General features: G+C 67.5%; 19 protein-coding genes and 1 pseudogene. 11 read left to right on the top strand and 9 right to left on the bottom strand.

Features of this window, described 5'->3' with window-relative positions; all coding sequences use genetic code 11:
- The first annotated feature begins 16 nt into the window (after positions 1 to 16).
- The 3 genes from purL to KW835_RS07630 all read left to right on the top strand — a co-directional run bounded on the left by purL (position 17) and on the right by KW835_RS07630 (position 5,952).
- Positions 17 to 4,024: a phosphoribosylformylglycinamidine synthase gene (gene purL / locus KW835_RS07640; RefSeq protein ID WP_218381756.1), complete on the top strand. Its 4,008-nt coding sequence runs from the start codon at positions 17 to 19 to the stop codon at positions 4,022 to 4,024.
- Positions 4,025 to 4,206: 182 nt separating this feature from the next.
- Complete coding sequence (locus tag KW835_RS07635) at positions 4,207 to 5,196, top strand: DUF808 domain-containing protein (RefSeq protein WP_218381755.1); 990 nt, start codon at positions 4,207 to 4,209, stop codon at positions 5,194 to 5,196.
- 165 nt (positions 5,197 to 5,361) lie between these two features.
- Positions 5,362 to 5,952 (top strand): OmpW family protein, encoded by a 591-nt coding sequence (locus KW835_RS07630; RefSeq protein ID WP_218381754.1) that lies wholly within the window; start codon positions 5,362 to 5,364, stop codon positions 5,950 to 5,952.
- Positions 5,953 to 6,170: 218 nt separating this feature from the next.
- Here KW835_RS07630 and KW835_RS07625 read toward each other — a convergent pair.
- The 4 genes and pseudogenes from KW835_RS07625 to KW835_RS07610 form a co-directional block, all read right to left on the bottom strand.
- A pseudogene (locus tag KW835_RS07625) lies at positions 6,171 to 6,785 on the bottom strand (LysE family translocator); the annotation flags it as partial.
- The gene (locus KW835_RS07620) at positions 6,782 to 7,030 is read right to left on the bottom strand and encodes a DUF1272 domain-containing protein (RefSeq protein ID WP_218381752.1); all 249 of its coding nucleotides are present in this window, start codon (positions 7,028 to 7,030) and stop codon (positions 6,782 to 6,784) included. The gene KW835_RS07620 and the pseudogene KW835_RS07625, both read right to left, overlap by 4 nt.
- A 226-nt stretch (positions 7,031 to 7,256) precedes the next feature.
- Positions 7,257 to 8,267, bottom strand: coding sequence for a metal-dependent hydrolase (locus KW835_RS07615; RefSeq protein WP_218381751.1), 1,011 nt, complete (start codon positions 8,265 to 8,267; stop codon positions 7,257 to 7,259).
- A 103-nt stretch (positions 8,268 to 8,370) separates the two neighbouring features.
- The gene (locus tag KW835_RS07610) at positions 8,371 to 9,039 is read right to left on the bottom strand and encodes a protocatechuate 3,4-dioxygenase (protein ID WP_218381750.1); all 669 of its coding nucleotides are present in this window, start codon (positions 9,037 to 9,039) and stop codon (positions 8,371 to 8,373) included.
- Between the two features lie 325 nt (positions 9,040 to 9,364).
- Between KW835_RS07610 and egtD the strand changes: the two genes are divergently transcribed.
- Both egtD and egtB read left to right on the top strand, forming a co-directional pair.
- Complete coding sequence (gene egtD, locus KW835_RS07605) at positions 9,365 to 10,285, top strand: L-histidine N(alpha)-methyltransferase (protein WP_218381749.1); 921 nt, start codon at positions 9,365 to 9,367, stop codon at positions 10,283 to 10,285.
- A 13-nt stretch (positions 10,286 to 10,298) separates the two neighbouring features.
- Positions 10,299 to 11,576, top strand: a complete 1,278-nt coding sequence (gene egtB, locus KW835_RS07600; protein WP_218381748.1) for an ergothioneine biosynthesis protein EgtB — start codon at positions 10,299 to 10,301, stop codon at positions 11,574 to 11,576.
- A gap of 30 nt (positions 11,577 to 11,606) precedes the next feature.
- Here the strand turns inward: egtB and KW835_RS07595 are convergent, their stop codons facing one another.
- The 3 genes from KW835_RS07595 to KW835_RS07585 form a co-directional block, all read right to left on the bottom strand.
- Positions 11,607 to 12,056: an energy transducer TonB gene (locus KW835_RS07595; RefSeq protein WP_218381747.1), complete on the bottom strand. Its 450-nt coding sequence runs from the start codon at positions 12,054 to 12,056 to the stop codon at positions 11,607 to 11,609.
- Positions 12,057 to 12,139: 83 nt separating this feature from the next.
- Positions 12,140 to 13,423 (bottom strand): O-acetylhomoserine aminocarboxypropyltransferase/cysteine synthase family protein, encoded by a 1,284-nt coding sequence (locus tag KW835_RS07590; RefSeq protein WP_218381746.1) that lies wholly within the window; start codon positions 13,421 to 13,423, stop codon positions 12,140 to 12,142.
- A gap of 215 nt (positions 13,424 to 13,638) precedes the next feature.
- Positions 13,639 to 15,672, bottom strand: a complete 2,034-nt coding sequence (locus tag KW835_RS07585) for a U32 family peptidase (RefSeq protein WP_218381745.1) — start codon at positions 15,670 to 15,672, stop codon at positions 13,639 to 13,641.
- 230 nt (positions 15,673 to 15,902) lie between these two features.
- Between KW835_RS07585 and KW835_RS07580 the strand changes: the two genes are divergently transcribed.
- Positions 15,903 to 17,051, top strand: coding sequence for a branched-chain amino acid ABC transporter substrate-binding protein (locus tag KW835_RS07580; RefSeq protein ID WP_370633597.1), 1,149 nt, complete (start codon positions 15,903 to 15,905; stop codon positions 17,049 to 17,051).
- On the opposite strand, the gene KW835_RS07575 is transcribed toward KW835_RS07580, so the two are convergent.
- Positions 17,018 to 18,067, bottom strand: a complete 1,050-nt coding sequence (locus KW835_RS07575; protein WP_218381744.1) for a GlxA family transcriptional regulator — start codon at positions 18,065 to 18,067, stop codon at positions 17,018 to 17,020. The two genes, KW835_RS07580 and KW835_RS07575, sit on opposite strands and share 34 nt — an antisense overlap.
- A 103-nt stretch (positions 18,068 to 18,170) precedes the next feature.
- Here KW835_RS07575 and KW835_RS07570 point away from each other — a divergent pair, with 103 nt between their 5' ends.
- The 4 genes from KW835_RS07570 (at position 18,171) to KW835_RS07555 (ending at position 21,647) form a co-directional block, all read left to right on the top strand.
- Entirely contained in the window at positions 18,171 to 18,803 is a 633-nt protein-coding gene (locus KW835_RS07570; protein WP_218381743.1) for a LysE family translocator, read from the top strand.
- 79 nt (positions 18,804 to 18,882) lie between these two features.
- Positions 18,883 to 19,155: a hypothetical protein gene (locus tag KW835_RS07565; protein ID WP_218381742.1), complete on the top strand. Its 273-nt coding sequence runs from the start codon at positions 18,883 to 18,885 to the stop codon at positions 19,153 to 19,155.
- 7 nt (positions 19,156 to 19,162) lie between these two features.
- Positions 19,163 to 20,584, top strand: coding sequence for a tRNA adenosine(34) deaminase TadA (tadA, locus tag KW835_RS07560; RefSeq protein WP_218381741.1), 1,422 nt, complete (start codon positions 19,163 to 19,165; stop codon positions 20,582 to 20,584).
- A 58-nt stretch (positions 20,585 to 20,642) separates the two neighbouring features.
- Positions 20,643 to 21,647, top strand: coding sequence for an LD-carboxypeptidase (locus KW835_RS07555; RefSeq protein WP_218381740.1), 1,005 nt, complete (start codon positions 20,643 to 20,645; stop codon positions 21,645 to 21,647).
- Between the two features lie 65 nt (positions 21,648 to 21,712).
- Here KW835_RS07555 and KW835_RS07550 read toward each other — a convergent pair whose 3' ends face one another.
- Positions 21,713 to 22,069, bottom strand: a complete 357-nt coding sequence (locus KW835_RS07550; protein ID WP_218381739.1) for a hypothetical protein — start codon at positions 22,067 to 22,069, stop codon at positions 21,713 to 21,715.
- Positions 22,070 to 22,437: 368 nt separating this feature from the next.
- Between KW835_RS07550 and KW835_RS07545 the strand changes: the two genes are divergently transcribed.
- Entirely contained in the window at positions 22,438 to 23,367 is a 930-nt protein-coding gene (locus KW835_RS07545; RefSeq protein WP_218381738.1) for an adenylate/guanylate cyclase domain-containing protein, read from the top strand.
- Positions 23,368 to 23,387: the final 20 nt, after the last annotated feature.

Here is a 23,387-nt window from a genome sequence, read left to right as displayed (position 1 = left end):
CCAACAGGCCGCTACAGTGACCTTGCACATGACCACGCTGGCGGGCGGCAACGCCCTCAGCACCTTCCGCGCACAGCAACTCCAACCCGCCCTGGAAGCCATCCACCCCAAGATAAGCGGCATTGCAGCGCGCTTCGTGCACCTGGTCGCCACGGATGCGGCCCCCGCGCCTGCCGAGCACGAGCGCCTGTCGGCCCTGCTCACTTACGGCGACCCGTACGCCGGCCCCGAAGACGGTCCCGCCATCGTCGTCACCCCCCGCCTGGGCACGCTGTCGCCCTGGGCCTCCAAGGCGACCGACATCGCGCGCAACTGCGGCATCGCCATCCGCCGTGTGGAGCGCATCACCGAATACCGCATCAGCCTCAAGTCCGGGCTGCTGGGCAAGACCCCCGAGCTGACCGCCGAGCAGCTGGCCCAGGTTGCCGCTTTGCTGCACGACCGCATGACCGAATCGGTGGTGACCGACCGCGCAGCCGCTGCGGCGCTGTTCACCGAGCTGCAGCCTGCGCCCATGGAGCACGTCAACGTGCTGGGCGGTGGCCGGGGGGCCCTGGAGGCCGCCAACAGCCGATTCGGCCTGGCCCTGGCCGACGACGAAATCGACTACCTGGTCAACGCCTTCACGGGCCTGGCGCGCAACCCCACCGATGTGGAGCTGATGATGTTCGCGCAGGCCAACAGCGAGCACTGCCGCCACAAGATCTTCAACGCCCAGTTCACCATCGACGGCGTGGCGCAAGACAAGTCGCTGTTCGGCATGATCCGCAACACCCACCAGCTGGCGCCCCAGCACACGGTGGTGGCGTACTCCGACAACGCCTCCATCATGGAAGGCCACCCGGTCGAGCGATTTGTGGCAAAAATGGCATCTAACGCTGATGCAGAAAGCGCTACCAGCTATCAAAAAAGTAGCGCAACCCACCATGTGCTGATGAAGGTGGAAACGCACAACCACCCCACGGCCATCTCCCCGTTCCCCGGTGCATCGACCGGCGCGGGCGGCGAGATCCGCGACGAAGGCGCCACCGGCCGGGGCTCCAAGCCCAAGGCGGGCCTCACGGGCTTCACCGTGTCCAAGCTGTGGGGCAGCACGGTCGGCAAGCCCGAGCACATCGCCAGCCCGCTGCAGATCATGGTCGAAGGGCCTCTGGGCGGCGCAGCGTTCAACAACGAATTCGGCCGCCCCAATCTGGCGGGCTACTTCCGTGAGTACGAGCAGGAAGTTGCCGGCGTGCAGCGCGGCTACCACAAGCCCATCATGATCGCCGGCGGTGTCGGCGTGATCGATGCCGAACTGACGAAGAAGATCGAATTCCCCGCCGGCTCGCTGCTCATCCAGCTGGGCGGCCCCGGCATGCGCATCGGCATGGGCGGCAGCGCCGCCAGCTCCATGGCCACCGGCACCAACGCGGCCGAGCTCGACTTCGACTCCGTGCAGCGCGGCAACCCCGAGATCGAGCGCCGCGCGCAGGAAGTCATCAACCATTGCTGGGCCCAGGGCGCCAACAACCCCATCCTCGCCATCCACGACGTGGGCGCGGGCGGCCTGTCCAACGCCTTCCCCGAGCTCACGAACGACGCCGGCCGTGGCGCACGCTTCGACCTGCGTGCCGTGCCGCTCGAAGAATCGGGCATGGCGCCCAAGGAAATCTGGAGCAACGAAAGCCAGGAACGCTACGTGCTGGCCATCGCGCCCGAGTCGCTGCCCCTGTTCAAGGCCTTCTGCGAACGCGAGCGCTGCCCCTTCGCCGTGATCGGCACGGCCACCGAAGAGCGCCAGCTGGTGCTGCAGGACTCCGCCGTCGTCGCGGGCGACCAGAAGCACCCCGTGGACATGCCCATGGACGTGCTGCTGGGCAAGCCGCCCAAGATGCACCGCGACGTGACCACGGTGCAGCGCCAGTTCGCGCCCATCGACCTGACCGGCGTGCCGCTGCAAAAGGCCGTGATCGACGTGCTGGCCCACCCCACGGTGGCGTCCAAGCGCTTTCTTATCACCATCGGCGACCGCACGGTGGGCGGCCTGTCGCACCGCGACCAGATGGTCGGCCCCTGGCAGGTGCCGGTGGCGGACTGCGCGGTGACTCTGGCCGATTACAAGGGCTTTGCCGGCGAAGCGATGAGCATGGGCGAGCGCACGCCCCTGGCCGCCATCAATGCACCCGCATCGGGCCGCATGGCCGTGGCCGAGGCCATCACCAACCTGCTGGCCGCGCCCATCGAGCTGCCGCGCGTGAAGCTGTCGGCCAACTGGATGGCCGCCTGCGGTGAGCCCGGCGAAGACGCCGCGCTGTACGAAACCGTGAAGGCCGTGGGCATGGAACTGTGCCCCGCCCTGGGCATCAGCATCCCAGTGGGCAAGGATTCGCTGTCCATGCGCACGCAATGGTCTGACGGCAATGACAAGAAAAAGGTCACCTCCCCCGTCAGCCTGATCGTGAGCGCGTTCGCCTCTCTGTCCGATGTGCGCGGCACGCTCACGCCCCAGCTGGATTCCGCCGAGGATGACACCACCCTGGTGCTGATCGATCTGGGCAAGGGCCAGAACCGCATGGGCGGCAGCATCCTGGGCCAGACGCTGGAGCAAAGCGGCGACGTGGTACCCGACCTGGACGACCCGCAGGAACTGGTCAACACCGTCAATGCCGTGAATGCACTGCGTGCGCAGGGCCGCATCCTGGCCTACCACGACCGCAGCGATGGCGGCCTGCTGGCAGCTGCGGCCGAGATGGCCTTTGCCGGCCATGTGGGCGTGTCGCTCAATGTGGACCTGCTGGTCACCGAAGGCGACGGCATCACCGACAGCCGCATGGAAACCGGCGACGCCAAGAACTGGGCGCAGCAGGTCAGCGCGCGCCGTGAAGAACTCACGCTCAAGGCCCTGTTCAACGAAGAGCTGGGCGTGCTCCTGCAGGTGCGCACCGCCGAGCGCAACGATGTGATGCAGGTGCTGCGCGAGCACGGCCTGTCCAAGTTCAGCCACTTCGTGGGCAAGACGCGCCCGCAGTCCTCCAGCATCGACGCCGGCAAGGGCGAGCTGCAGGTCTGGCGCGATGCCAAGGCCGTGTTCAGTGCCAAGTTGACCGACCTGCACCAGGTCTGGGACGCCGTGAGCTGGAAGATCTGCCAGCAGCGCGACAACCCCGCCAACGCCGATGCCGAGCACGCCGCAGCGGGCGAGGCCACCGACCCCGGCATGCACGTGCACCTCACGTTCGACGCAGCCGACGACGTGGCAGCTCCGTTCCTGAACCTGGCCCGCCCCAAGGTCGCGATCCTGCGCGAGCAGGGCGTCAATTCGCACATCGAGATGGCCTACACCTTCACCGAGGCGGGTTTCGAGGCGTACGACGTGCACATGACCGACCTGCAGACCGGCCGCGTCAAGCTCGAGGACTTCAAGGGCGTGGTCGCCTGCGGCGGCTTCAGCTATGGCGACACGCTGGGCGCGGGCATCGGCTGGGCGCGCTCCATCACGTTCAACCCCGTGCTATCCGAGCAGTTCCAGGGCTTCTTCGGCCGCGCCGACACCTTCGGCCTGGGCGTGTGCAACGGCTGCCAGATGTTTGCCGAGCTGGCCGACATCATCCCCGGCGCGCAGGACTGGCCGCGCTTCACCACCAACCAGAGCGAGCGCTTCGAGGCCCGCCTGTCGATGGTGGAAGTGCTGGAGTCGCCCAGCCTGTTCTTTGCCGGCATGGCGGGCAGCCGCCTGCCGATCGCCGTGGCGCACGGCGAGGGCTATGCCAACTTCAAGTACCGGGGCAATGCAGCACAGGCGGTCGCGGCCATGCGCTTCGTGGACAACCACGGCGCGGCCACCGAGCAGTACCCGTTCAACCCGAACGGTAGCCCGGGCGGCCTGACCGGCGTGACCACGGCGGACGGCCGCTTCACGGCCATCATGCCGCACCCCGAGCGCGTGTTCCGAAACGTGCAGATGAGCTGGACCAGCGGCGACCGCAGCGAACTGAGCCCCTGGATGCGCATCTGGCGCAATGCCCGCAAGTGGGTCGGTTAAAGGCTGCGATCCGCGCCAGCGGATGCTCCGCACGGTGAGCCCATCACGGGCCGCCGTCGGCACGGGGAATGACTTCCAACGGGGCTTCGGCCCCGTTTTTCATGCGACGGCGACACCGCTGGATTTGACCCGGGTCATTGCTATAGTCTGCCCCTTCACCGATTGACTCCAAGGACTTTCCCATGGCTTCTGGCAGCTTGCTGGCCCTGCTCGACGATATCGCTACCATCCTCGACGACGTGGCGCTGATGACCAAGGTCGCGGCCAAGAAGAGTGCGGCCATGGCCGACGACGTGTCGGTCATGACCAAGGTGGCCGCGCAGAAGACGGCCGGTGTGCTGGGGGACGACCTGGCGCTCAACGCCCAGCAGGTCACGGGCGTGCGGGCCGAGCGCGAGATCCCCGTGGTGTGGGCCGTGGCCAAGGGCTCGATGATCAACAAGGTCATCCTCGTGCCCGCAGCGCTGCTGATCAGCGCGTTTGCGCCCTGGGCCGTGACGCCGCTGCTGATGGTGGGCGGCGCCTTCCTGTGCTTCGAAGGCTTCGAGAAGGTGGCGCACAAGCTGCTGCACACCCCCCACGAAGACGCGGCCGAACGCGAGAGCCATGCACAGGCCAACGCCAATCCGGCGGTGGACCTCGTGGCTTTCGAGAAAGACAAGGTCAAGGGTGCCGTGCGCACCGATTTCATCCTGTCGGCGGAAATCATCGCCATCACGCTGGGCACCGTGGCCAACGCGCCCTTCACCCAGCAGGTGGCCGTGCTGTCGGGCATCGCGGTCATCATGACCGTCGGCGTCTACGGGTTGGTGGCTGGCATCGTCAAGCTCGACGACCTGGGGCTGTGGCTCAGCCGCAAGGCCAGCAGCGCGGCGCAGGCACTGGGCAATGGCATCCTGCGCGCCGCGCCATGGCTGATGAAGGGCCTGTCCATCGCGGGCACGGCGGCGATGTTCCTGGTGGGCGGCGGTATCCTGGTGCACGGCGTGCCCGCGCTGCACCACGCCGTCGAAGGCACGGGCGCGGCAGCGGCGCAGTGGCCGGTGGGCGGCCTGTGGGAATTGCTGGTGCCCAACCTGCTGAACGCGGTGGTCGGCATCATCGCCGGAGGCCTGGTGCTGGCCGCGGTGACGCTGGTCAAGCGCGTGCGGGGCAAGTCCGCAGCGCATTGACGACAAGCGCCCGCGAAGGGCGGATGCAAGAGCCCAGGCCGCGTTTCCTTGATGTATGTCTAAGGGCGCGGGCCGGGGCCTTGAGATAGGGCAAGGCCGGTGGGCGCCCGCAGCGGTTCAATGGATGCACGGGGGTCGTCCCCGTCCAACCGATGTGAACTGAACATGAAAAAGAACCTGCTGGCTGTCGCTCTACTGTGTGTCCTGTCCTCCGGCGCCGCCATGGCGCAACAGGCCGAAGGGCCGTGGATGGTCCGCGCACGCGCGGTGAACCTGGACAGCGCCAACAAGGACAGCACGCCCCTGGGTCTGTCGATCAACGACAAGACGATTCCTGAAGTCGACGTCACCTACTTCTTCAACCAGAACATCGCGGCCGAGCTGATCCTCACCGTACCGCAAAAGCACACGCTGAGCGCCGCAGGCACCGCCATCGGCTCGCTCAAGCACCTGCCGCCCACGCTGCTGGTGCAGTACCACTTCAATGCGCCCGGCTTCAAGCCCTATGTGGGCGCGGGCCTGAACTACACGCGCTTCTCGGGTGTGCGCCTGCCCGCTGGTGTGGACATCGACCGCAACAGCTTCGGCCCGGCACTGCAGGTGGGCGTGGACATTCCGCTGGCCAAGAACCTGTATCTGAACTTCGACGTGAAGAAGGTCTTCATCAAGACCGATGTGTCGGCGGGGGGCGCCAAGCTGGGCACCTTCAAGGCAGACCCCGTGCTGGTGGGCGTGGGTCTGGGCTGGAGGTTCTAGCTGGACTCCCCCTGAGTTGCTGCACGCCTGCGTGGCAGTGCGAGAGGCATGGCCTCTTCGGCCTGTCCAAGCCTGCGCAGGCAGGCCTGGAGCCGCAGGCTTCAGCCCCTGAGGGGGCGCCACCGGTGGCCCGGCAGAGCCGGTTCCACGGTGGCACTGGCGGCTTGGTGCCTATGGACAGACTCAATCCAACAGGAAATAACCTGTTGACTCTTCACAGCTAGGGACCCGGCCAGAGCCAGCAAGGCGCCGCCGCAGCAGCGGTCCAGCCACAGGATGGCGCGGCGTTGCAGCAGCTTCACAGCGCGTGTACCGATGGCGGCGTAGGCCAGCATGACGGCGAAGTCCAGACCTGCGAACACGATGGCAATGGCTGCGTACTGCGGCCATTGCGGTGTGCTGGCATCGATGAATTGCGGCAACAGCGCCGAGCAAAACAGGTAGCCCTTGGGGTTGGTCACCGCAACCAGGAACGAGCGCGCGAAGATGCCGCGCGGCGTGGTGGCCGAGCCCGGGACCTGTGCGCCCGCCGCCGCGAGTTCCAGACCTCCGTGCGAGCGCAGCAGCCGCACGCCCAGCCACGCCAGGTAGGCCGCGCCCAGCCACTTGATCACCGAGAACCAGAACTCCGATGCCGCCAGCAGCGCGCCCAGGCCCAGGGCCACGGCACCTACGAGCACGAAGTCCGACGCCACCGCGCCCAGCATGCCGGGCAGCGCGCGGCGCACGCCATAGCGCGAACCGTTGGCCAGCGCCAGCAGCACCGTGGGCCCCGGCGTGGCAATGGCCACGAGGGCCACCAGTGCAAAGACCAGCAGCGTGGCGAGCGTCATGCCAACAGCCCGCAGCCCAGGGGCTTGAGCACGCGTTCTGTGGACGCGGGGTACTTGGCCAGCTTGGAGGCCGGCCGGCGCGGACGCTGGACCAGGTCGCCGCCGCAGTTGGGGCAGACGTGGCCGAGCCGGGTGTCGGCACAGTCACTGCAGAAGGTGCATTCGAAGGTGCAGATGCGCGCGCCGGTGGAGTCCGGCGGCAGGTCTTTGTTGCAGCATTCGCAGTTGGGGCGCATCTGGAGCATGGGGTGTCCTTGGGGCAAAAGAAACGGCTGCAAGGGTATGCCAGCCGGCGTGGCCGGGCAAGGTACAGATGCCGCAGCGGCGAGCAGTACACACAAGTGCGGCTCGGCGCAGTGCAGGGCACTCAACGCATGGATCGTGAACACGCTCCTTGAAGGTCAGCCCCGCACGACTTTGATCGAAACCAGCCGCTGGCGTTGCCCGCTGGAGCTAGCGCGGGTCGGCCAATCAGGGGGCTGCAAGCTGCACGTCCGCACCCCACATGCGCTGCCACAGCCAGGGCAGGGCGGTGGCCAGGTCGGGTCGCTGCCACACCTGAGTGGTGGCCCGCTGGCCCGAAACCAGTTCTGCCGGCGTCCCCAGGTTGAAATGAAAGCTGTACGTGGGCTCGTTGCCCATGCGCAGGTCGGTGATGAAGACCTCGCCGCCGGCCTCGCTCATCTTGAAAAAGCCGTGGCTGAAGCGGGCTACGCGGTCCACCAGTGCGTGGCCTTGGTAGCGCGCATACAGCTCAGCCCCGCGCGCGTGGGTGGACCACCGAACGGGGCGGTCGCCATCGAGCAGCGAGTAGTAGCCCTCGTGGTAGTGCGTGGGCGTCACGGCCACTGCGCGCCACAGCAACGTGTTGAACGGCGCAGGGGTGACGAGCAACTGCCCGGGCGTGAGGTGCGGCACCGGCGCGGATGCCAGGATCTTGTGGGTGGCGATCTGCTGCGCAGCCAGGCCCCAGACCAGGTAGGCAGTGCTCAGCACGAGCCCGGCGCGCGTCCAGGCTATGCCTCGCCCCTGGCGCATCGCCAGGGCGAGCAGTACACCCAGCAACAAAGGCACGGTGTAGAGCGGGTCGATGATGAACACGCTGCCCACGGCATACGGCGTGTCGGTGAAGGGCCGCAGCAGCTGCGTGCCGTACACCGTCATCCAGTCCAGCAGCGGGTGGGTGATGAGGGCGAGCCAAAGGGCCAGCCACCAGCGCGTGAACCGGTCCGTTTCGCGGTGCAGGCGCGATACCAGCCACGCCATCGGCACCGACAGCACGGTCAGGTAGAACAGGGCATGGCTTTCTGCGCGGTGCAGCACCATGTTCAGGATGGCATCGCCGTGGTTGACGAAGGCATCCAGGTCCGGCAGCGTGCCGGCAATGCCGCCCCACAGCGCGGCCTTCCACACGGCGGTGCGGCGGCCCAGGGTGGCGATGGCGACGGAGGAGCCCAGAACGATTTGGGTGACGGAATCCATGCGGGCGTGTGGTGCGGACGGTGGCAGGTGGATGGGTGGCAGGTGGATGGGTGGCAGGTGGATGGGCGGGGGCGCCGGCTGGTGCCGTCGCCTTGCGACCCTATCAGGTCTGCACGACGATCGGGAATTCTCCCCGCATGCCGTCGGCCGCGGGGGCGAAGCGGACCGTGAGCGCCGCACGGTCCTTTTCGCTCAGCCGGCTCCAGAGGTAGTCGCGCGCATTGCCGGCGTCGCCCGCCACGTACATCTGCGTGGTCAGCAGCTCGCGCCCCGGCAGCCGCACCTTGAAGTGGATGTGTGGGGTTCGGCCGGTGTACGGCGCCGGCCGGATGGTGCGAAACCGGTACTGTCCATCGCGCCCCAGCACCACGCGGCCAAAGCCCTGGAAGGCCTGCGCTGCCTTGCCGCCGTCGCCCGGGTGATGGTAGTGGCCCTTGGCGTCGCACTGCCAGATCTCCACCGTGCCGCCAGCCAAGGGCACACCCTGCGTGTCCGTCACCCGGCCTTCCACCCAGACGGCCTCGCCCTGGGTGTAGCGCAGCATCCCGTTGCGCAGCAGGTCGGCGTCGCTGTCCGCCGGGAAGTCGACGGGGTAGTAAGGTCCCTCGGTCTGGTGCGGTGTGGGCATGGCGAGGGCCTGGGCCGCCGCCGGCTGCACCAGCGCCGGTGCGGCGACCAGCGCAGCGCCCCGCAGGCCCTGCTGCAGCCACTGGCGGCGTGTGGGGGCGGTGTGCCGTGGCGGAAGGTGGGCGTTGGCAGTGTTGTCGGGCATGGCGGGCTCCTGCCTGGGGCGGCTGCGGGTGGGTGATCGGCTCCGTGTCGGACGCACGGCGGTAGGAGCCATCCGGCGCGCAAAAAGTGCCGCAGCCGCGTCACGCCGGGCGGTGTGGGCGCCCGCGCACCGCAGGCAACGGGGAAACGGCCTACACGCCGCATCATCCTGCCGCCGCAGAATGTCCCGATGGCCGTGGGGTTATATTGCCTTTCACGGTCCAGCCTGCGGGCGGGACGGACGGCTTGGAGCCAGTGGGCTCCACGGCGGTCCCGCTCTATTACCAGCAGTGGCAAGCCATGCCGCGCCAGACGCTTCAAGATCCATGCCTTTGCCCAGCCCCACCGACGACATCACGCGCGGCCTGAACCAGCGCCCCGCCAGCATTTCCCCCAAGTACTTCTACGACCAGCACGGCTCAGAGCTGTTCGAGGAGATCACCCGATTGCCCGAGTACTACCCCACCCGCACCGAGACTGCGCTCATGCAGCAGCATGCAGACGGCATCGCCCGGGCTGTGGGCCCCGGCGGTACGCTGATCGAGCTGGGTGCGGGCAATTGCCAGAAGGCGCGCACGCTGTGCCGCCTGGTGCAGCCGGCCTGTTTCGTGGGGGTGGATATTTCGGCCGACTTCCTGCAGGCCGCGGTGCAGGGCCTGCGCGACGACTTCCCCGGGCTGGATGCGCGCGCCGTGGGCGGCGACATGACCCAGGGCGTGGTGCTGCCTGCAGATATTCCGCGCAAGGGGCGCCTGGTGTTCTACCCGGGCTCGTCCATCGGCAACTTCGACCCGCCGCACGCCCTGGAGCTGCTGGCCCACATGCGCGAGCTGATCGACGACGACGGCGGCCTGTTGATCGGCATCGACCTGCCCAAGGACGTGCAGGTGCTGGAAGCCGCCTACGACGACGCTGCCGGCGTGACGGCGGCGTTCAACCGCAACGTGCTCACGCACGTGAACCGGCTGATCGGCAGCGACTTCGACGTTCAGCAGTGGCAGCACCGCGCGTTCTTCAACCAGGAAGAGTCCCGCATCGAGATGCACCTGGAGGCTCTGGCCGACGCCGACGTACGCTGGCCCGGTGGTGCCCGCCGGTTTGACCAGGGTGAACGCATCCACACCGAAAACAGCTACAAATACCCCCTGCCCGTGTTCACCGACATGCTGGCGCGCGCGGGGTTCTCGCGGGCCCAGGCGTGGACGGATGACCGCGGCTGGTTTGCCGTGCTGCACGCGCGCCCCTGAGGATGGATGGACTATGACCAACATGGATGTGTGCCCCCCGTTGACCGCGCTGCTCTCGCGCTATGCCGCCGTGCGGGACCACAGCGTGGCCCTGGTCGCGCCCCTGTCGGCCGAGGACTGCGGCGCGCAGTCCATGCCCGACGCCAGCCCGGCCAAGTGGCACCTGGCGCACACCACCTGGTTTTTCGAAACCTTCGTGCTGGAGCCGAACGAGCCGGGCTTTGCGCCCTTCGACCCCGCGTTTCGCGTACTGTTCAATTCGTACTACAACGGCGTGGGCGCCAAGCACCCGCGTGCGCAGCGCGGGCTGCTGACCCGCCCGTCGCTCGATGCCGTGCGAGCCTACCGTGCCAACGTGGACCAGCGCATGGCGCGCCTGATGCCCACCGTGCTGAACGACGCGGCGCTGTGCGCGCTGATCGAGCTGGGCCTGCAGCACGAGCAGCAGCACCAGGAGCTCTTGGTGACGGACGTCAAGCACCTGCTGTCGTGCAACTCCACGTGGCCGGCGTACGGCACAACTTCAGATTCGGCGGGCGACCTGGCCCTGGTGCCAGCCATCGAGCCCTTCGGGTGGCTGACGCTGGACGGCGGGCTGGTGGACATCGGCCACCGAGGCGACGGTTTTGCCTTCGACAACGAAAGCCCGCGCCACCGCACCTACCTGGCACCGTATGCGCTGGCCTCGCGGCTGGTGACCAACGCGGAATGGCTGGCCTTTGTGGAGGGCGGAGGCTACGACGACCCCGCCCATTGGCTGGCCGAAGGCTGGGACTGGCGGGTGGCCCAGGGGCTTGACCACCCCCTGTACTGGCACCGGATGGACGGTGGCTTCTGGCATGCGTTCACCCTGGCGGGCCTGCAGCCGCTGCGTGGCGACCTGCCTGTGGTGCATCTGTCGTACTACGAGGCCGATGCCTACGCCCGCTGGGTGGGCGCACGCCTGCCGACCGAAGCCGAGTGGGAGCATGCGGCGCAAGCCGTAGCAGCGGCTGGTGGACACGATGATGACGGCGACGATGGCCACGGCGCCCACGATGGCCAGACGCTGGAACAACTGTTCGGTAGCGCCTGGCAATGGACGCAGTCGAGCTACGCCGCCTACCCGGGCTTTCGCACCGCCGACGGTGCGGTGGGCGAGTACAACGGCAAGTTCATGGTCAACCAGTACGTGCTGCGCGGCAGCTCTTGCGCCACGCCTTCCGGGCATGCGCGCAGCACCTACCGCAACTTCTTCGCGGCCACGGCGCGCTGGCAGTACACGGGGTTGCGGCTGGCGCGGGATGCGTGAGCGGCGCTAGTGCGGCATCTGGCCGCACGTTCAGGGTTCCATGCGGAAGGTGTGCTCAAGCACCAGGCGGGCGGGTTCGCCATTGCGCAGCAGCGGCGCAAACTTCCAGCGGCGCACCGCGTCAGTCGCGGGTTTGTGGAGGGCTTCATCGCCGGTTCCAGACACTACGCGCGCGGTGCCGACCAGCCCGCTGGGCATGATTTCGAACGACACCTTCACATCGCCGCGCGCCGTGGGCGACGGGTCATTCAGCATAAACGACGGGTAGCGCGGCAGCGGTGCCTCCAGCAGCGTCAGGGGCGTGTCGAGCGGCGGCGACACCTGCCGCCGCAGCAATTGTTCGTCCTCCCGCTGGCGGAAACTGGTGACTTGGGATTCGGTCACATCCACGCCGCGCGGCGGGGTGAACAGTGACGAACTGCAGCCGGCCAGAGTGAGCAGGCCGAGGGTGAGCGGTGCAAGAGGAGATAGGCGGAACATGGCGATGGAGGGTCAGTGCGCCCCGCGATCTGCGGGGCAATCCCGCCAGTATCCCGCAACTGGCGTCGGCTGCGGTCGAATGGTCAGACCGCGTCGAGTGCCTGCGCCAGGTCTGCCTGCAGGTCGTCGATGTGCTCGATGCCCACCGACAGGCGCACCATGCTCTCGCTCACGCCCGCCTTGGCCAGCTCTTCGGGGTTGAGCTGGCGGTGCGTGGTCGAGGCGGGGTGTGTGGCCAGCGATTTCGCGTCGCCGATGTTCACCAGGCGCGTGAAGAGCTGCAGCGCGTCCAGGAAGCGCGCACCGGCCGCCCGCGGGTCGGCGTCGGTGCTCTTGAGCCCGAAGCTCAGGATGCCGGAAGCCTTGCCGCCCGATTGCCGCTGCACCAGCGCGTGGTCCGGGTGGTCCGGCAGGCCGGCGTAGCGCACCCATTCCACCTTGGGGTGACTCTGCAGATACTTCGCCAGCGCCAGCGTGTTGTCGCAGATGCGGTCCATGCGCAGGGCCAGGGTTTCGATGCCTTGCAGGATCAGGAACGCGCTTTGCGGGGACAGCGCCGCGCCGGTATTGCGCAGCGGCACCACGCGCGCGCGGCCGATGAAGGCGGCGGGGCCCAGGGCTTCGGTGTAGACCACGCCGTGGTAGCTCACGTCGGGCTCGTTCAGGCGCGGAAAGCGGGCCTTGTGCTCGGCCCATGGGAACTTGCCGCTGTCCACGATGGCTCCGCCCACGCTGTTGCCGTGGCCGCCCAGGTACTTGGTGAGCGAGTGCACCACGATGTCCGCACCGTGCTCGATGGGGCGCAGCAGGTAGGGGCTGGGCACCGTGTTGTCCACGATCAACGGAATACCGTGCGCATGGGCCACATCGGCCAGGGCGCGGATGTCGGTCACGTTGCCCAGCGGGTTGCCGATGGACTCGATGAAGATGGCCTTGGTGCGCGCGTCGATGTGCTGCGCGAAGCTGGCTGGGTCGCGCGGGTCGGCAAACCGCGTGGTGATGCCCTGCTGGGGCAGTGTGTGCGCAAACAGGTTGTAGGTGCCGCCGTAGAGCGTGCTGGCCGACACGATGTTGTCGCCCGCCTCGGCAATGGTCTGGATGGCGTAGGTGATGGCCGCCATGCCCGAGGCCACGGCCAGTGCGGCGATGCCGCCTTCGAGTGCCGCGACGCGCTTTTCCAGCACGTCGGTCGTGGGGTTCATGATGCGGGTGTAGATGTTGCCCGGCACCTTCAGATCGAACAGGTCCGCGCCGTGCTGGGCGCTGTCGAAGGCGTAGGCCACCGTCTGGTAGATGGGCACGGCCACGGCCTTGGTGGTGGGGTCGGGCGCATAGCCTGCGTGGACGGCAAGGGTTTCGATCTTCATGCGGATGGGTCTCCCGGTAGATGAATGGTTACGCTGATGCAGCACGCCTGCGGCGCAGGGTGCGCGCAGGCGGCAGCGGCCATTCTTGCACCGGGACGGTGCGCATGGGTCGAATCGTTGGCTATGAGCTTATGCGCAGAATGCAGGCGCGTCCCAGCCTGCGAATTTCAAGTCAAAAATGCCTGCGGCGCTTTCTGGCAAAGCGCCAATAGCTATTATTTTGAGAGCGGATTCGCGGGTGGCCGCGCGCGGTAGAACTGCAGCGGCACGGCCAGCGCCTCGGTCTCCTTGGCGTGCTGGTTGAGCACCGACTTCTTCATCTTGCCCACCACGTGCATCTCGCACGGCTTGCAGTCAAAGCGCAGGGTGAGTTTTTCCTTGCCGTTGATCAGCATCAAGGGCTCGGCCTTGATGGTGCCCTGCACGCCCGTCACGCCCTTGGCCTGCTTGGGGCACAGGCTCATCGAGAAGCGCACGCAGTGCTTGGTGATCATGAGGCTGACTTCGCCTTCCTCCTCGTGCGCCTCGTAGGCCGCATCGATCACCTTCACGCCGTGGCGCACGTAGAAGTCGTGCGCCTTCTGGTTGAACACGTTGCCCAGGAACGAGAGCGTGTCTTCGGGGTAGGGCACGGGTGGGTCGACCGGCACCGCACGCTGCAGCCGCGCAAAGTTGCGGGCGCGGCAGTCTTCCAGGTCGGCCAGCGCGTCGCGGCGCAGCGCGTTGAGCACCGAGGCCGGCACGAACCAGGGTTCGGACAACTGCAGTGCAATGTCATGCACCGCGAAGATGGTGGCGCCGAAGCGGCCCAACTGCTCGCGCAGGCTGGCTTCTGCCTTGGCGGCGTCGGTGGCGCTCTGATGGGGTTGCTCCACGTCGGCACAGCCCACGTTGCCGTCTTCGTCGGTCAGCATCAGGCTGAAGCCCGAAGGCGTCTCGCTCAGGTGCGCCCACAGGCCGATGCGGCGGTCGCTGGATTTTTTCTCGAGCGTGCGCACCCAGTCCATGTCGCGGTTGCGGTTGACTTCGGTGCCCTTGCGCAGGTCCTTGAAGCCTTCCATCGGGTCCTTGGGGTACACCCGCCACTGGCCCACGCTGCGCGCCGACACGGGCTCGGCCACGTTGATGGCCATGCCCACCAGCTCCTTGTGCAGGTCGTAGTAGCACAGGCCGTCGCCGTTGTGCAGCACGGTGGCGGGGTCGCTCACCTCCAGCTCGACGAAGTCCGGCCCCATCTTGGTCACCCAGCCGATGGCCTGGCCCGGGTTCTTGGGGGTGTCGAACGCGCCGATGTCTTCCTTGCGGCCGGTCACGAAGTAGTCGGTGAACTCGCGGTTGAAGTTCTGCAGCGGGTCGGGCGTGAAGGTGAATGTGGTGGCGCCGCTGGACGATCGTGACAGCGGCCGGCCGGCATTCTCGCGCTCTTGCAGGATAGCGTCGAGCAGCGTGCGGTAGTGGGCGGTGATGTTCTTCACGTAGCCCATGTCCTTGTAGCGTCCCTCGATCTTGAAGCTGCGCACGCCGGCATCGATGAGCGCGCGCAGGTTGTCGCTCTGGTTGTTGTCCTTCATGGACAGCACGTGCTTGTCGTGCGCGATGAAGCGGCCCTGTGCGTCGGTCACCTGGTAGGGCAGGCGGCAGGCCTGGCTGCAGTCGCCCCGGTTGGCGCTGCGGCCGGTCTGCGCATGGCTGATGTTGCACTGGCCGCTGTAGGCCACGCACAGCGCGCCGTGGATGAAGAACTCGATGTTGGCGCGGCCCGGCGCATCCACGGGCCCCAGCGCCTTGTGCACGGCAGCGATCTGCTGCACCGTGAGCTCGCGTGCCAACACGATCTGCGACAGGCCCGCGTCCTGCAGAAAGCGCGCCTTCTCGGGCGTGCGGATGTCCGTCTGGGTGCTGGCGTGCAGCTGGATGGGCGGCATGTCGGACAGCGCCAGCAGGCCCATGTCCTGGATGATGAGCGCGTCGGCACCGGCCTCGTACACCTGCCAGGCCATGCGGCGCGCGGCTTCCAGTTCGTCGTCGCGCAGGATGGTGTTCAGGGTGATGAAGATGCGGCTGTTGAAGCGGTGCGCGTGCTTCACCAGGCGTTCGATGTCCCGGATGTCGTTGCCCGCCCCGGCCCGCGCACCGAAGGCGGGGCCGCCGATGTAGACGGCGTCGGCGCCATGGTTGACGGCTTCGATGCCGATGTCGGCGTCGCGCGCGGGCGAAAGCAATTCGAGCTGGTGGGGCAGGAGAGACATGGGGCGTGATTATCCCAGCCATACCGCCATGTGGGGCATCCGGCTGCGCGTGTCCGAGCGCGGAGGTATCACTATTAGCTCGCTTAATGACCCGCCAAGTTGCTATGTTTACATAGCATTGCGGGGCAAACCGGGGTGCAGGTGGCTAGGATGCGGGGCCGTGTCATGCCCCAAGGTGGTGCATGGTGCTGTGCGACCCCTTCTGACATCTACTTTCGGAGACTTCCAACGTGTTTCGCCGTGCTTCCCGCCCCTTCGTGCAACTGACCATCGCCGCAGCCTGCGCTGCGGCTGCCCACGCGGCCTACGCCCAGGACGTCCAGACCGTCAAGATCGCCCACGCAGGCCCCGTGTCGGGCGGTATCGCCCACATCGGCAAGGACACGGAAAACGGCGTGCGCCTGGCGATTGACGACCTCAATGCCCAGAACCTGGTGATCGGCGGCAAGAAGATCAAGTTCGAGATCGCGGCCGAAGACGATGCGGGCGACCCGCGCCAGGCCACCGCTGTGGCGCAAAAGCTGTGCGACCAGAAGGTGGCGGGCGTGGTGGGCCACCTGCAGTCGGGCACGTCCATCCCCGCAGCGGCCATCTACGACAAGTGCGGCGTGCCGCACATCACGGCGGCCGCCACCAACCCGGACCTGACCAAGCCCGGCTACAAGACCACCTACCGCCTGATCGCCAATGACAACGCGCTGGGCGCGGCGCTGGCGCTGTTCTCCGCCGACCACCTGAAGCTCAAGAGCGTGGCCATCATCGACGACCGCACCGCGTACGGCCAGGGCGTGGCCTCGGTGTTCAAGGCGACGGCGCTGCAAAAGGGCCTGAAGGTGGTGGGCGAGGAGTTCACCAATGACAAGTCCACAGACTTCATGGCCATCCTCACGTCCATCAAGAACAAGAAGCCCGATGCGATCTTCTACGGCGGCCTGGATGCACAGGCCGGCCCCATGCTGCGCCAGATGGAGCAACTGGGCCTGGGCGGCGTGAAGTTCTTCGGCGGCGACGCACTGTGCACCGAGAAGCTGCCCGAGCTGTCGGGCAAGAGCCCCGCGCTCAAGAACGTGACCTGCGCCACGGGCGGCGCGTCGGTCGACAAGATGCAGGGCGGCGCCGACTGGAAGAAGCGCTACGACGCCAAGTTCCCCGGCCAGTTCCAGATCTACAGCCCCTACGCCTATGACGCCGCCATGGTGCTGGCCGACGCGATGAAGCGTGCCAACTCGGTGGACCCCAAGGCGTACATCCCCTTCATCGGCAAGACCGAATACAAGGGCGTGACCGCCAACATCGCCTTCACCGCCAAGGGCGAGCTGACCACGCCCGCCGTGACGCTGTACACCTACAGGGACGGCAGCCGCGTCGCGTTGAACTGATCCTTCGGGATCCGTGGGGGGTCTGCCCCGGCGCGCAATGCGGCCGGGTTGGTGCCATGGTGCTTGCGGAACAGCCGCGCCAGGCTGCTGGCGCTGGCGAGACCCACTTCGTCGGCAATGGCGGCCAGGCTGTGGTGCGAGTTGGCGACTCGCCAGTGGGCATGCTCCATGCGCATCGTCGTCCAGTGATCGTGGGCACTGTGGCCGAAGCGGTCCGTGAACAGCCGGTCCAGCTGCCGGCGGCCGATGCCGATGCGCTCGGCGATACTGGCCACCGTCAGGCCTTCGGCCATGGAGCTGCGCATCAGCGCCACCGCGCGCCCCAGGTGCCGGCCCAGGTCCGGCCCGCCGCCGTCCATGGATTGCAAAGAGTGCCCCTGGTGGCGGGGCGCGTCCACCAGCATGTCCGCAAGGCCCTTGAAGGCGCGCACCCGGCCGCAGTGGCGTGACAGCAGCTCCACCGCCATGTCGATGGCCGCCGTGCCTCCCGCGCAGGTGATGCGGTCACGGTCAAAACAATAGATCTGCTCGCTGGCCACCGCGATGCGCGGAAAGGCATGGCGGAATTCGGCCACATGGCGCCAGTGCAGCGCCACCCGGCGGCCCTTGAGCAAACCGGCCTCGGCCAGCAGAAAGATCGCGTTGTCGATGGCCACCAGCGGCAGGCCTTGCGCCGCCGCCTTGCGCAGCAACGGTCCGTGGGTGTGCGCATGCCCCCGCGATGCCTGCACCGTGCGGCTGCCGAACACCACCAGATAGTCGAACGCCGCCAGGTCCACCGCATCCGCCGTGGCCTGCATGGCCACCTGCACGCCGCTGCTGGAAACCACGGGCGCGCCGTCGATGCCCACCAGCGTCCAGGCGCAATAGCGCTGGCGGCTGCGGTCCTCGTCGTCGGCCGAAAAGCGCAGCTTGTCGAGAAACGCGCCGAAAGGCAGCAGCGCGAAGTCGGGCAGCGGCATCAGGAGCAGGCGCACGTCCGGGCGTGGAAGGGGGCTGGCGTCGGCGGGGAGCATGGGAGGGTGTCTAATTTGGTGGCAATAATAGCCAGATCGGATTTCCTGTATCAGCCGGCTGGCACCTAGACTGCACTCCATCTTTTCAAGGAATGGTGCTGCGATGGATCTGAATATCTGGCTGGTCTACCTGCTGGCGGTCGTTGGCCTGTCACTGACCCCAGGCCCCAACAGCCTGCTGGTGCTGGCCCATGGCGCGCTGCACGGGCGCGTGCGCACGCTGTGGACCATTGCGGGCGGGGCGGTGGGCTTTGCGGGCCTGATCGGCTTGTCCATGCTCGGCATTGGCGCGCTGCTGCAGTCGTCGGCCCATGCGCTCACGGCGATGAAGTGGGTGGGCGGCGCCTATCTGGTGTGGCTGGGCATCCAGCTGTGGCGGGCCCCACCCATGCAGCTGGAGGCCGTGCCGGCGACGGCAGCCCCGGCTGCGGGCGCACCCGCCGCCACGGGCGGCAGGCTGTTGCGCCAAGGGTTGCTGGCCGCCATTTCCAACCCCAAGGTGCTGCTGTTCTATGGCGCGTTCCTGCCCCAGTTCATCGCGCCGGGGCGCGACCTGTGGCTGCAGTTCGTGGTCATGGCGGGCACCTTTGCGGTGGTCGAATGCCTGGTCGAATTCGGGCTGGCCAGCCTGGCGCACCGCATCCGCCCCTGGCTGCAACGGTCTGGCCGCAAGTTCAACCGCGCCTGCGGCGGGCTGTTCGGTTGGATGGGGGCGGCGCTGCCCATGACACATTGACAGGAGACGCGCGTACGGGAGGCGCGAGCGCGCTGTCCCGGTTTAAAGTGCTGATCTGTACAGCATCGGGAGCGCAGGCATGCGGGGATTGTTCGGTTTGGTGGGGCTGGTCGTGGTGCTGGCCATCGTGGGCATCGTCGCCAAGAAGCAGTTGTCGGCCACGCGTGCGCCGGCGGCGGTGCTTGAGCAGCAGCAGGCGCCCGGGCTCGGTACGGGGGCGTCTGCGCCAGCCGCCAACCCTGGCGGCAATGTGCGCATGCAAAGCCAGCAGGTGCAGCAGCAGGTCCAGCAGCAGCTGGACGACATCATGAAGCAGCGCAGCCAGGACCTGCTGCCTGAATCCGACAAGTGATGCACCGATGACAGCAGCAGTCTCGAGCGACGAAGAAGGCATGCGCCTGGCGCTGGCCGAGGCGCGGGCCGCGGGCGACGCCGGCGAAGTGCCCGTGGGCGCCGTGGTCGTCAAGGACGGCCAGGTGATCGCCACAGGCCGCAACGCCCCCGTTCAGGCCAAAGACCCCACAGCCCACGCCGAAATCGTCGCCCTGCGCGCTGCTGCGCAGCGCCTGGGCAACTACCGGCTCGACGGCTGCACGCTGTACGTCACGCTGGAGCCCTGCGCCATGTGCAGCGGCGCCATGCTGCATTCGCGGCTGGCGCGCGTGGTGTATGGCGCCACGGAGCCCCGCACGGGCGCTGCGGGTTCGGTGCTGGATCTGTTCGCGCACGCCGCCATCAACCACCAGACAGCCGTGCAGGGAGGGGTGCTGGCGGGCGAATGCAGCGCGCTGCTCACCACCTTCTTTGGCGAGCGGCGCCGCGAGCAGCGCGCCGATGCATTCGCCCGCCATCCCTTGCGCGACGACGCGCTGCGCACCCCGGACACGGCCTTTGCCCACCTGCCGGGCTACCCCTGGGCGCCGCGGTACGTGAGCGACCTGCCCAGCCTGGCGGGCCTGCGCATGCACTACCTCGACGAAGGCCCCGTGGATGCGCCGCGCACCTGGCTGTGCCTGCACGGCAACCCGGCATGGAGCTACCTGTACCGGCACATGCTGCCGGTTTTCCTGGCCGCTGGCGACAGGGTCGTGGCGCCCGACCTGATCGGTTTTGGCAGGAGCGACAAGCCCAAGAAGGAGCCGGCGCACCAGTTCGAATGGCACCGCCAGGTGCTGCTGGAGCTCATCGAGCGCCTGGACTTGCGCAACGTGGTGCTGGTGGTGCAGGACTGGGGCGGCATCCTGGGCCTGACCCTGCCCATGGCCTGCCCGGAGCGCTTTGCAGCCCTGCTGGTGATGAACACGCTGCTCGCCACGGGCGATGCGCCGCTGCCGGCCGGATTTGTCGACTGGCGCGCTATGTGCCGCGACAAGCCCCTGTATGGCGTGGGGCGCCTGCTTTTGCGCGGCAATCCGCACCTGTCTGCGGCGGAATGCGCGGCGTACGACGCGCCTTTCCCCGACAAGGGCTACCGCGCGGCGCTGCGCGCCTTCCCCGAGCGCGTTCCGGCATCGGTGGACGCCCCAGGCGCGGCGCTGTCCCGCCAGGCGCGCGACTTCTGGCAGCACCGGTGGCAAGGGCAGAGCCTGATGGTCATCGGTGCCCGGGACCCGGTGCTGGGCCCCGCCACCATGCACGAACTGCAGCGCCACATTCGTGGCTGCTCTGCGCCCACCGTGCTGCCCGATGCGGGGCACTTCGTGCAGGAGCATGGCGCGCCGGTGGCCCGGCTGGCTGTGGAATACTTCTCGTTTCCCGACGCTGGCCGCCCAAGCGGCTGAACCGGCGCCGGACGCAACCTGTTTTTGACGGAGCAGGCCCTTTCGCGGCCTGAGCGCTTTGCACGACGACCATTCACCCGATCACCCGCACGATCACGACCATTCCCAGTGCAGCCATGACCATGGCCCCAAGCACATCTACATCTATTCGCCCTCCAGCGCCGTGCGCGACAAGGCGGCCTTCAAGCGTGGCATCGCCCGCCTGAAGGCGCTGGGCCATGAGGTGGAGGTGGATGCCGACGCCCTGGCAACGCACACCCGCTTTGCGGGCGACGACGACACGCGGCTGGCCGCCATCCACCGCGCGGCCGCCAGCGGCGCCGATGTGGCGCTGATCTCGCGCGGCGGCTATGGCCTGTCGCGCATCCTGCCGGGCATTCGCTACAAGGCGGTGGCCAAGGCCATTGCAGGGGGTACGCGCTTTGTGGGAGTGAGCGATTTCACGGCATTCCAGCTCGCGCTGCTGGCCAAGACGGGCGCCACCTCCTGGGCCGGCCCATCCCTGGGGGCCGACTTCGGCGTGGCGGGGGAGCCCGACGACATCATGGAGGCCTGCTTCGACGATCTGCTGACCGGCCATGGCGAAGGCACGGGCTGGCGCATGAACAATGAAAAGCCCAGCCCCACCACCGGCAAGCCGGCGGTGCCCGATGTGTACGTGAAAAGCGCCACGCTGTGGGGCGGCAACCTGTCGGTGCTGGCCACGCTGGTGGGCACGCCATACCTGCCGGCCATCAAGGGCGGCGTGCTGTTTCTGGAAGACGTGCACGAGCATCCCTATCGCATCGAGCGCATGCTCACCCAACTGCTGCACGCCGGGGTTCTGGCCCAGCAAAAGGCCGTGGTGCTGGGGCAGTTCACCAACTTCAAGCTGGCGCCGCACGACAAGGGCTACAAGCTGCAGTCCGTCGTGGACTGGCTGCGTTCGCGCATCAAGGCGCCCGTGCTCACCAACCTGCCGTTCGGCCATGTGGAGACCAAGGTGCTGCTGCCCGTGGGCGCTACGGTGTCGCTGTCGGTGGAGCAGCGCGATGCCCTGATCTACTGGGGCCACCAGCACTAGCCGGAAATCGGCACTGGGGTCTGTGCCCTCCTGCGTCGTTGGTCGATGCGGGTGCGCGCAGTCTGTCAGTGCACGCGCGGCAGGTGGGGGGCTTGCGCTGGGCGAGGCGAGCGGGGCAACTGGCCCTGAAACAGCACGGTGATCTCGTCGATGGTGCGCTGGGCGCTGGCGTCCCCCCGAAGGAGCTGCAGCGTCTTTTGCAGGTCGATGCGCAAGTACCACAGCGCCTCGATGTCCGCCGCGTAGCGCAGCCGCATGTTCATTCGGGCCACTTCGCACCCCGTGGTGCCTACCAGGCTTTGCAGCATGGAGCGTCGCACGTCCTCCAGGCCCTGGTCGCGCACCCATGCCGTGGATGACGGCTTGTCACGGCCCAGCAGGTCGTGCAGGTTGTTGCGAAGATTGGGCTTGTTCCAGCGCATGATTCTGCGGAGGCAGGTTTTTGTAACAGGGTCGGCCAAAGTAAGCGGGACCGTTGGTTGGCGCAAGGGTGGCGCTCCTGTTTTTGCGTAAAGACAACAAACAATTCCCTTATGTTGCGAACTTTTACGTCTTCGGCCGAGTTTGATGGTGTGGCGCGGGTGGGCCGCCTGCCGCGCACGTGACTGGTTGTCGGGCCGGCTTGTGCGGGATGGCGGAGCACTCCGTGAGTCGCGCGGCAGCTCGGGGCCCGTTCTGCTGCCCATGCAACCAAGTGCCTTGCGCGACGGTTCGTGACGCTTTCCCTTGTGCGCGCGCGCAGAGCTTGGTCTAAACTGATTCACATGATGTTACTAATAGGCCAGCGTTCATGAGTGTGCTCTCAACGATGGTCTTTGCGGACATATCGGGCAGCGTTGCCCTGTACGAGGCATTGGGCAATGAGCGGGCCGCGGAAGCCATCACGCAGGTCACGCAATGGATCGGCGAGACCATGCAGGTGCATGGCGGGCGCGTGGTCAAGACGCTGGGCGATGGGGTGCTGGGTGTCTTCGGCGATGCCGCTGGTGCCGTGTCCGCGACGGCGACGATGCTGCGCCAGCACAAGCAGCGCCAGGACCGCTGGCCCCAGCCGCTGCGCATGGAGATCCGGGTGGGCGTGGCCACCGGCGAAGTGATCGACGTCGAAGGCGACTGCTATGGCGATGCCGTCAATGTGGCATCGCGGCTGTGCGAGCGCGCCGGCCCGGCCGAGATCTGGGCCACCGAGACCACGGTGCTGCTGGCGGGGGCGTCGGCCGATGTCTGGTATCGCAAGCTCGGCATGATGGAAATCCGCGGCAAGGCCGAATCGCTGATGCTCTACCAGGTGGAGTGGCGTGAAGACGAGGCGCCCGACTCTCTCACCATGCAGGCAGCCCTGGTCAGCAACTTCGCGCCCGCCGACTCCATCCTGGGGCAGATCCAGTTCTCATGGCACGGGGTGAACATGTCGTTCACCTCGTCGGATGCCCCTGTGCATGTGGGGCGTGCCAACCATGCGCAGTTGTGCATCAACGACCCGCGCGTGTCGCGCCTGCATGCACGCATCGACTGGCGCAACAGCGGCTTCGTCCTGACCGACATGAGCAGCTTTGGCACCTGGGTGCGCTTTGACGGCAGCGATGCGCCGGTGCGGCTGCGCCGCGATGCGTGCATCCTGCACGGCACGGGGAAGATCGCGCTAGGCGTGTCGTTCAGCGAGCCCAGCGCACCCATCATGAATTTTCAGGTGGCGGGCACCAGCGTGCACCTCGGGTGACACTGCGGCCGGCCACACCC

This window comes from Acidovorax sp. sic0104 (assembly GCF_019219095.1).
In the GTDB taxonomy this organism is placed as follows: Bacteria; Pseudomonadota; Gammaproteobacteria; order Burkholderiales; family Burkholderiaceae_C; genus Acidovorax.
This window is presented reverse-complemented; position numbering and strand designations above follow the sequence as displayed.

What these genes read in the sequence shown, in the direction of transcription:
- KW835_RS07635 (WP_218381755.1), top strand. Translation starts at nt 4,207, where the DNA reads ATGGCTTCTGGCAGCTTGCTGGCCCTGCTCGACGATATCGCTACCATC.
- KW835_RS07630 (WP_218381754.1), top strand. Translation starts at nt 5,362, where the DNA reads ATGAAAAAGAACCTGCTGGCTGTCGCTCTACTGTGTGTCCTGTCCTCC.
- KW835_RS07620 (WP_218381752.1), bottom strand. Translation starts at nt 7,030, where the DNA reads ATGCTCCAGATGCGCCCCAACTGCGAATGCTGCAACAAAGACCTGCCG.
- KW835_RS07615 (WP_218381751.1), bottom strand. Translation starts at nt 8,267, where the DNA reads ATGGATTCCGTCACCCAAATCGTTCTGGGCTCCTCCGTCGCCATCGCC.
- KW835_RS07610 (WP_218381750.1), bottom strand. Translation starts at nt 9,039, where the DNA reads ATGCCCGACAACACTGCCAACGCCCACCTTCCGCCACGGCACACCGCC.
- egtD (WP_218381749.1), top strand. Translation starts at nt 9,365, where the DNA reads ATGCCTTTGCCCAGCCCCACCGACGACATCACGCGCGGCCTGAACCAG.
- egtB (WP_218381748.1), top strand. Translation starts at nt 10,299, where the DNA reads ATGACCAACATGGATGTGTGCCCCCCGTTGACCGCGCTGCTCTCGCGC.
- KW835_RS07595 (WP_218381747.1), bottom strand. Translation starts at nt 12,056, where the DNA reads ATGTTCCGCCTATCTCCTCTTGCACCGCTCACCCTCGGCCTGCTCACT.
- KW835_RS07590 (WP_218381746.1), bottom strand. Translation starts at nt 13,423, where the DNA reads ATGAAGATCGAAACCCTTGCCGTCCACGCAGGCTATGCGCCCGACCCC.
- KW835_RS07585 (WP_218381745.1), bottom strand. Translation starts at nt 15,672, where the DNA reads ATGTCTCTCCTGCCCCACCAGCTCGAATTGCTTTCGCCCGCGCGCGAC.
- KW835_RS07575 (WP_218381744.1), bottom strand. Translation starts at nt 18,067, where the DNA reads ATGCTCCCCGCCGACGCCAGCCCCCTTCCACGCCCGGACGTGCGCCTG.
- KW835_RS07570 (WP_218381743.1), top strand. Translation starts at nt 18,171, where the DNA reads ATGGATCTGAATATCTGGCTGGTCTACCTGCTGGCGGTCGTTGGCCTG.
- KW835_RS07565 (WP_218381742.1), top strand. Translation starts at nt 18,883, where the DNA reads ATGCGGGGATTGTTCGGTTTGGTGGGGCTGGTCGTGGTGCTGGCCATC.
- tadA (WP_218381741.1), top strand. Translation starts at nt 19,163, where the DNA reads ATGACAGCAGCAGTCTCGAGCGACGAAGAAGGCATGCGCCTGGCGCTG.
- KW835_RS07550 (WP_218381739.1), bottom strand. Translation starts at nt 22,069, where the DNA reads ATGCGCTGGAACAAGCCCAATCTTCGCAACAACCTGCACGACCTGCTG.
- KW835_RS07545 (WP_218381738.1), top strand. Translation starts at nt 22,438, where the DNA reads ATGAGTGTGCTCTCAACGATGGTCTTTGCGGACATATCGGGCAGCGTT.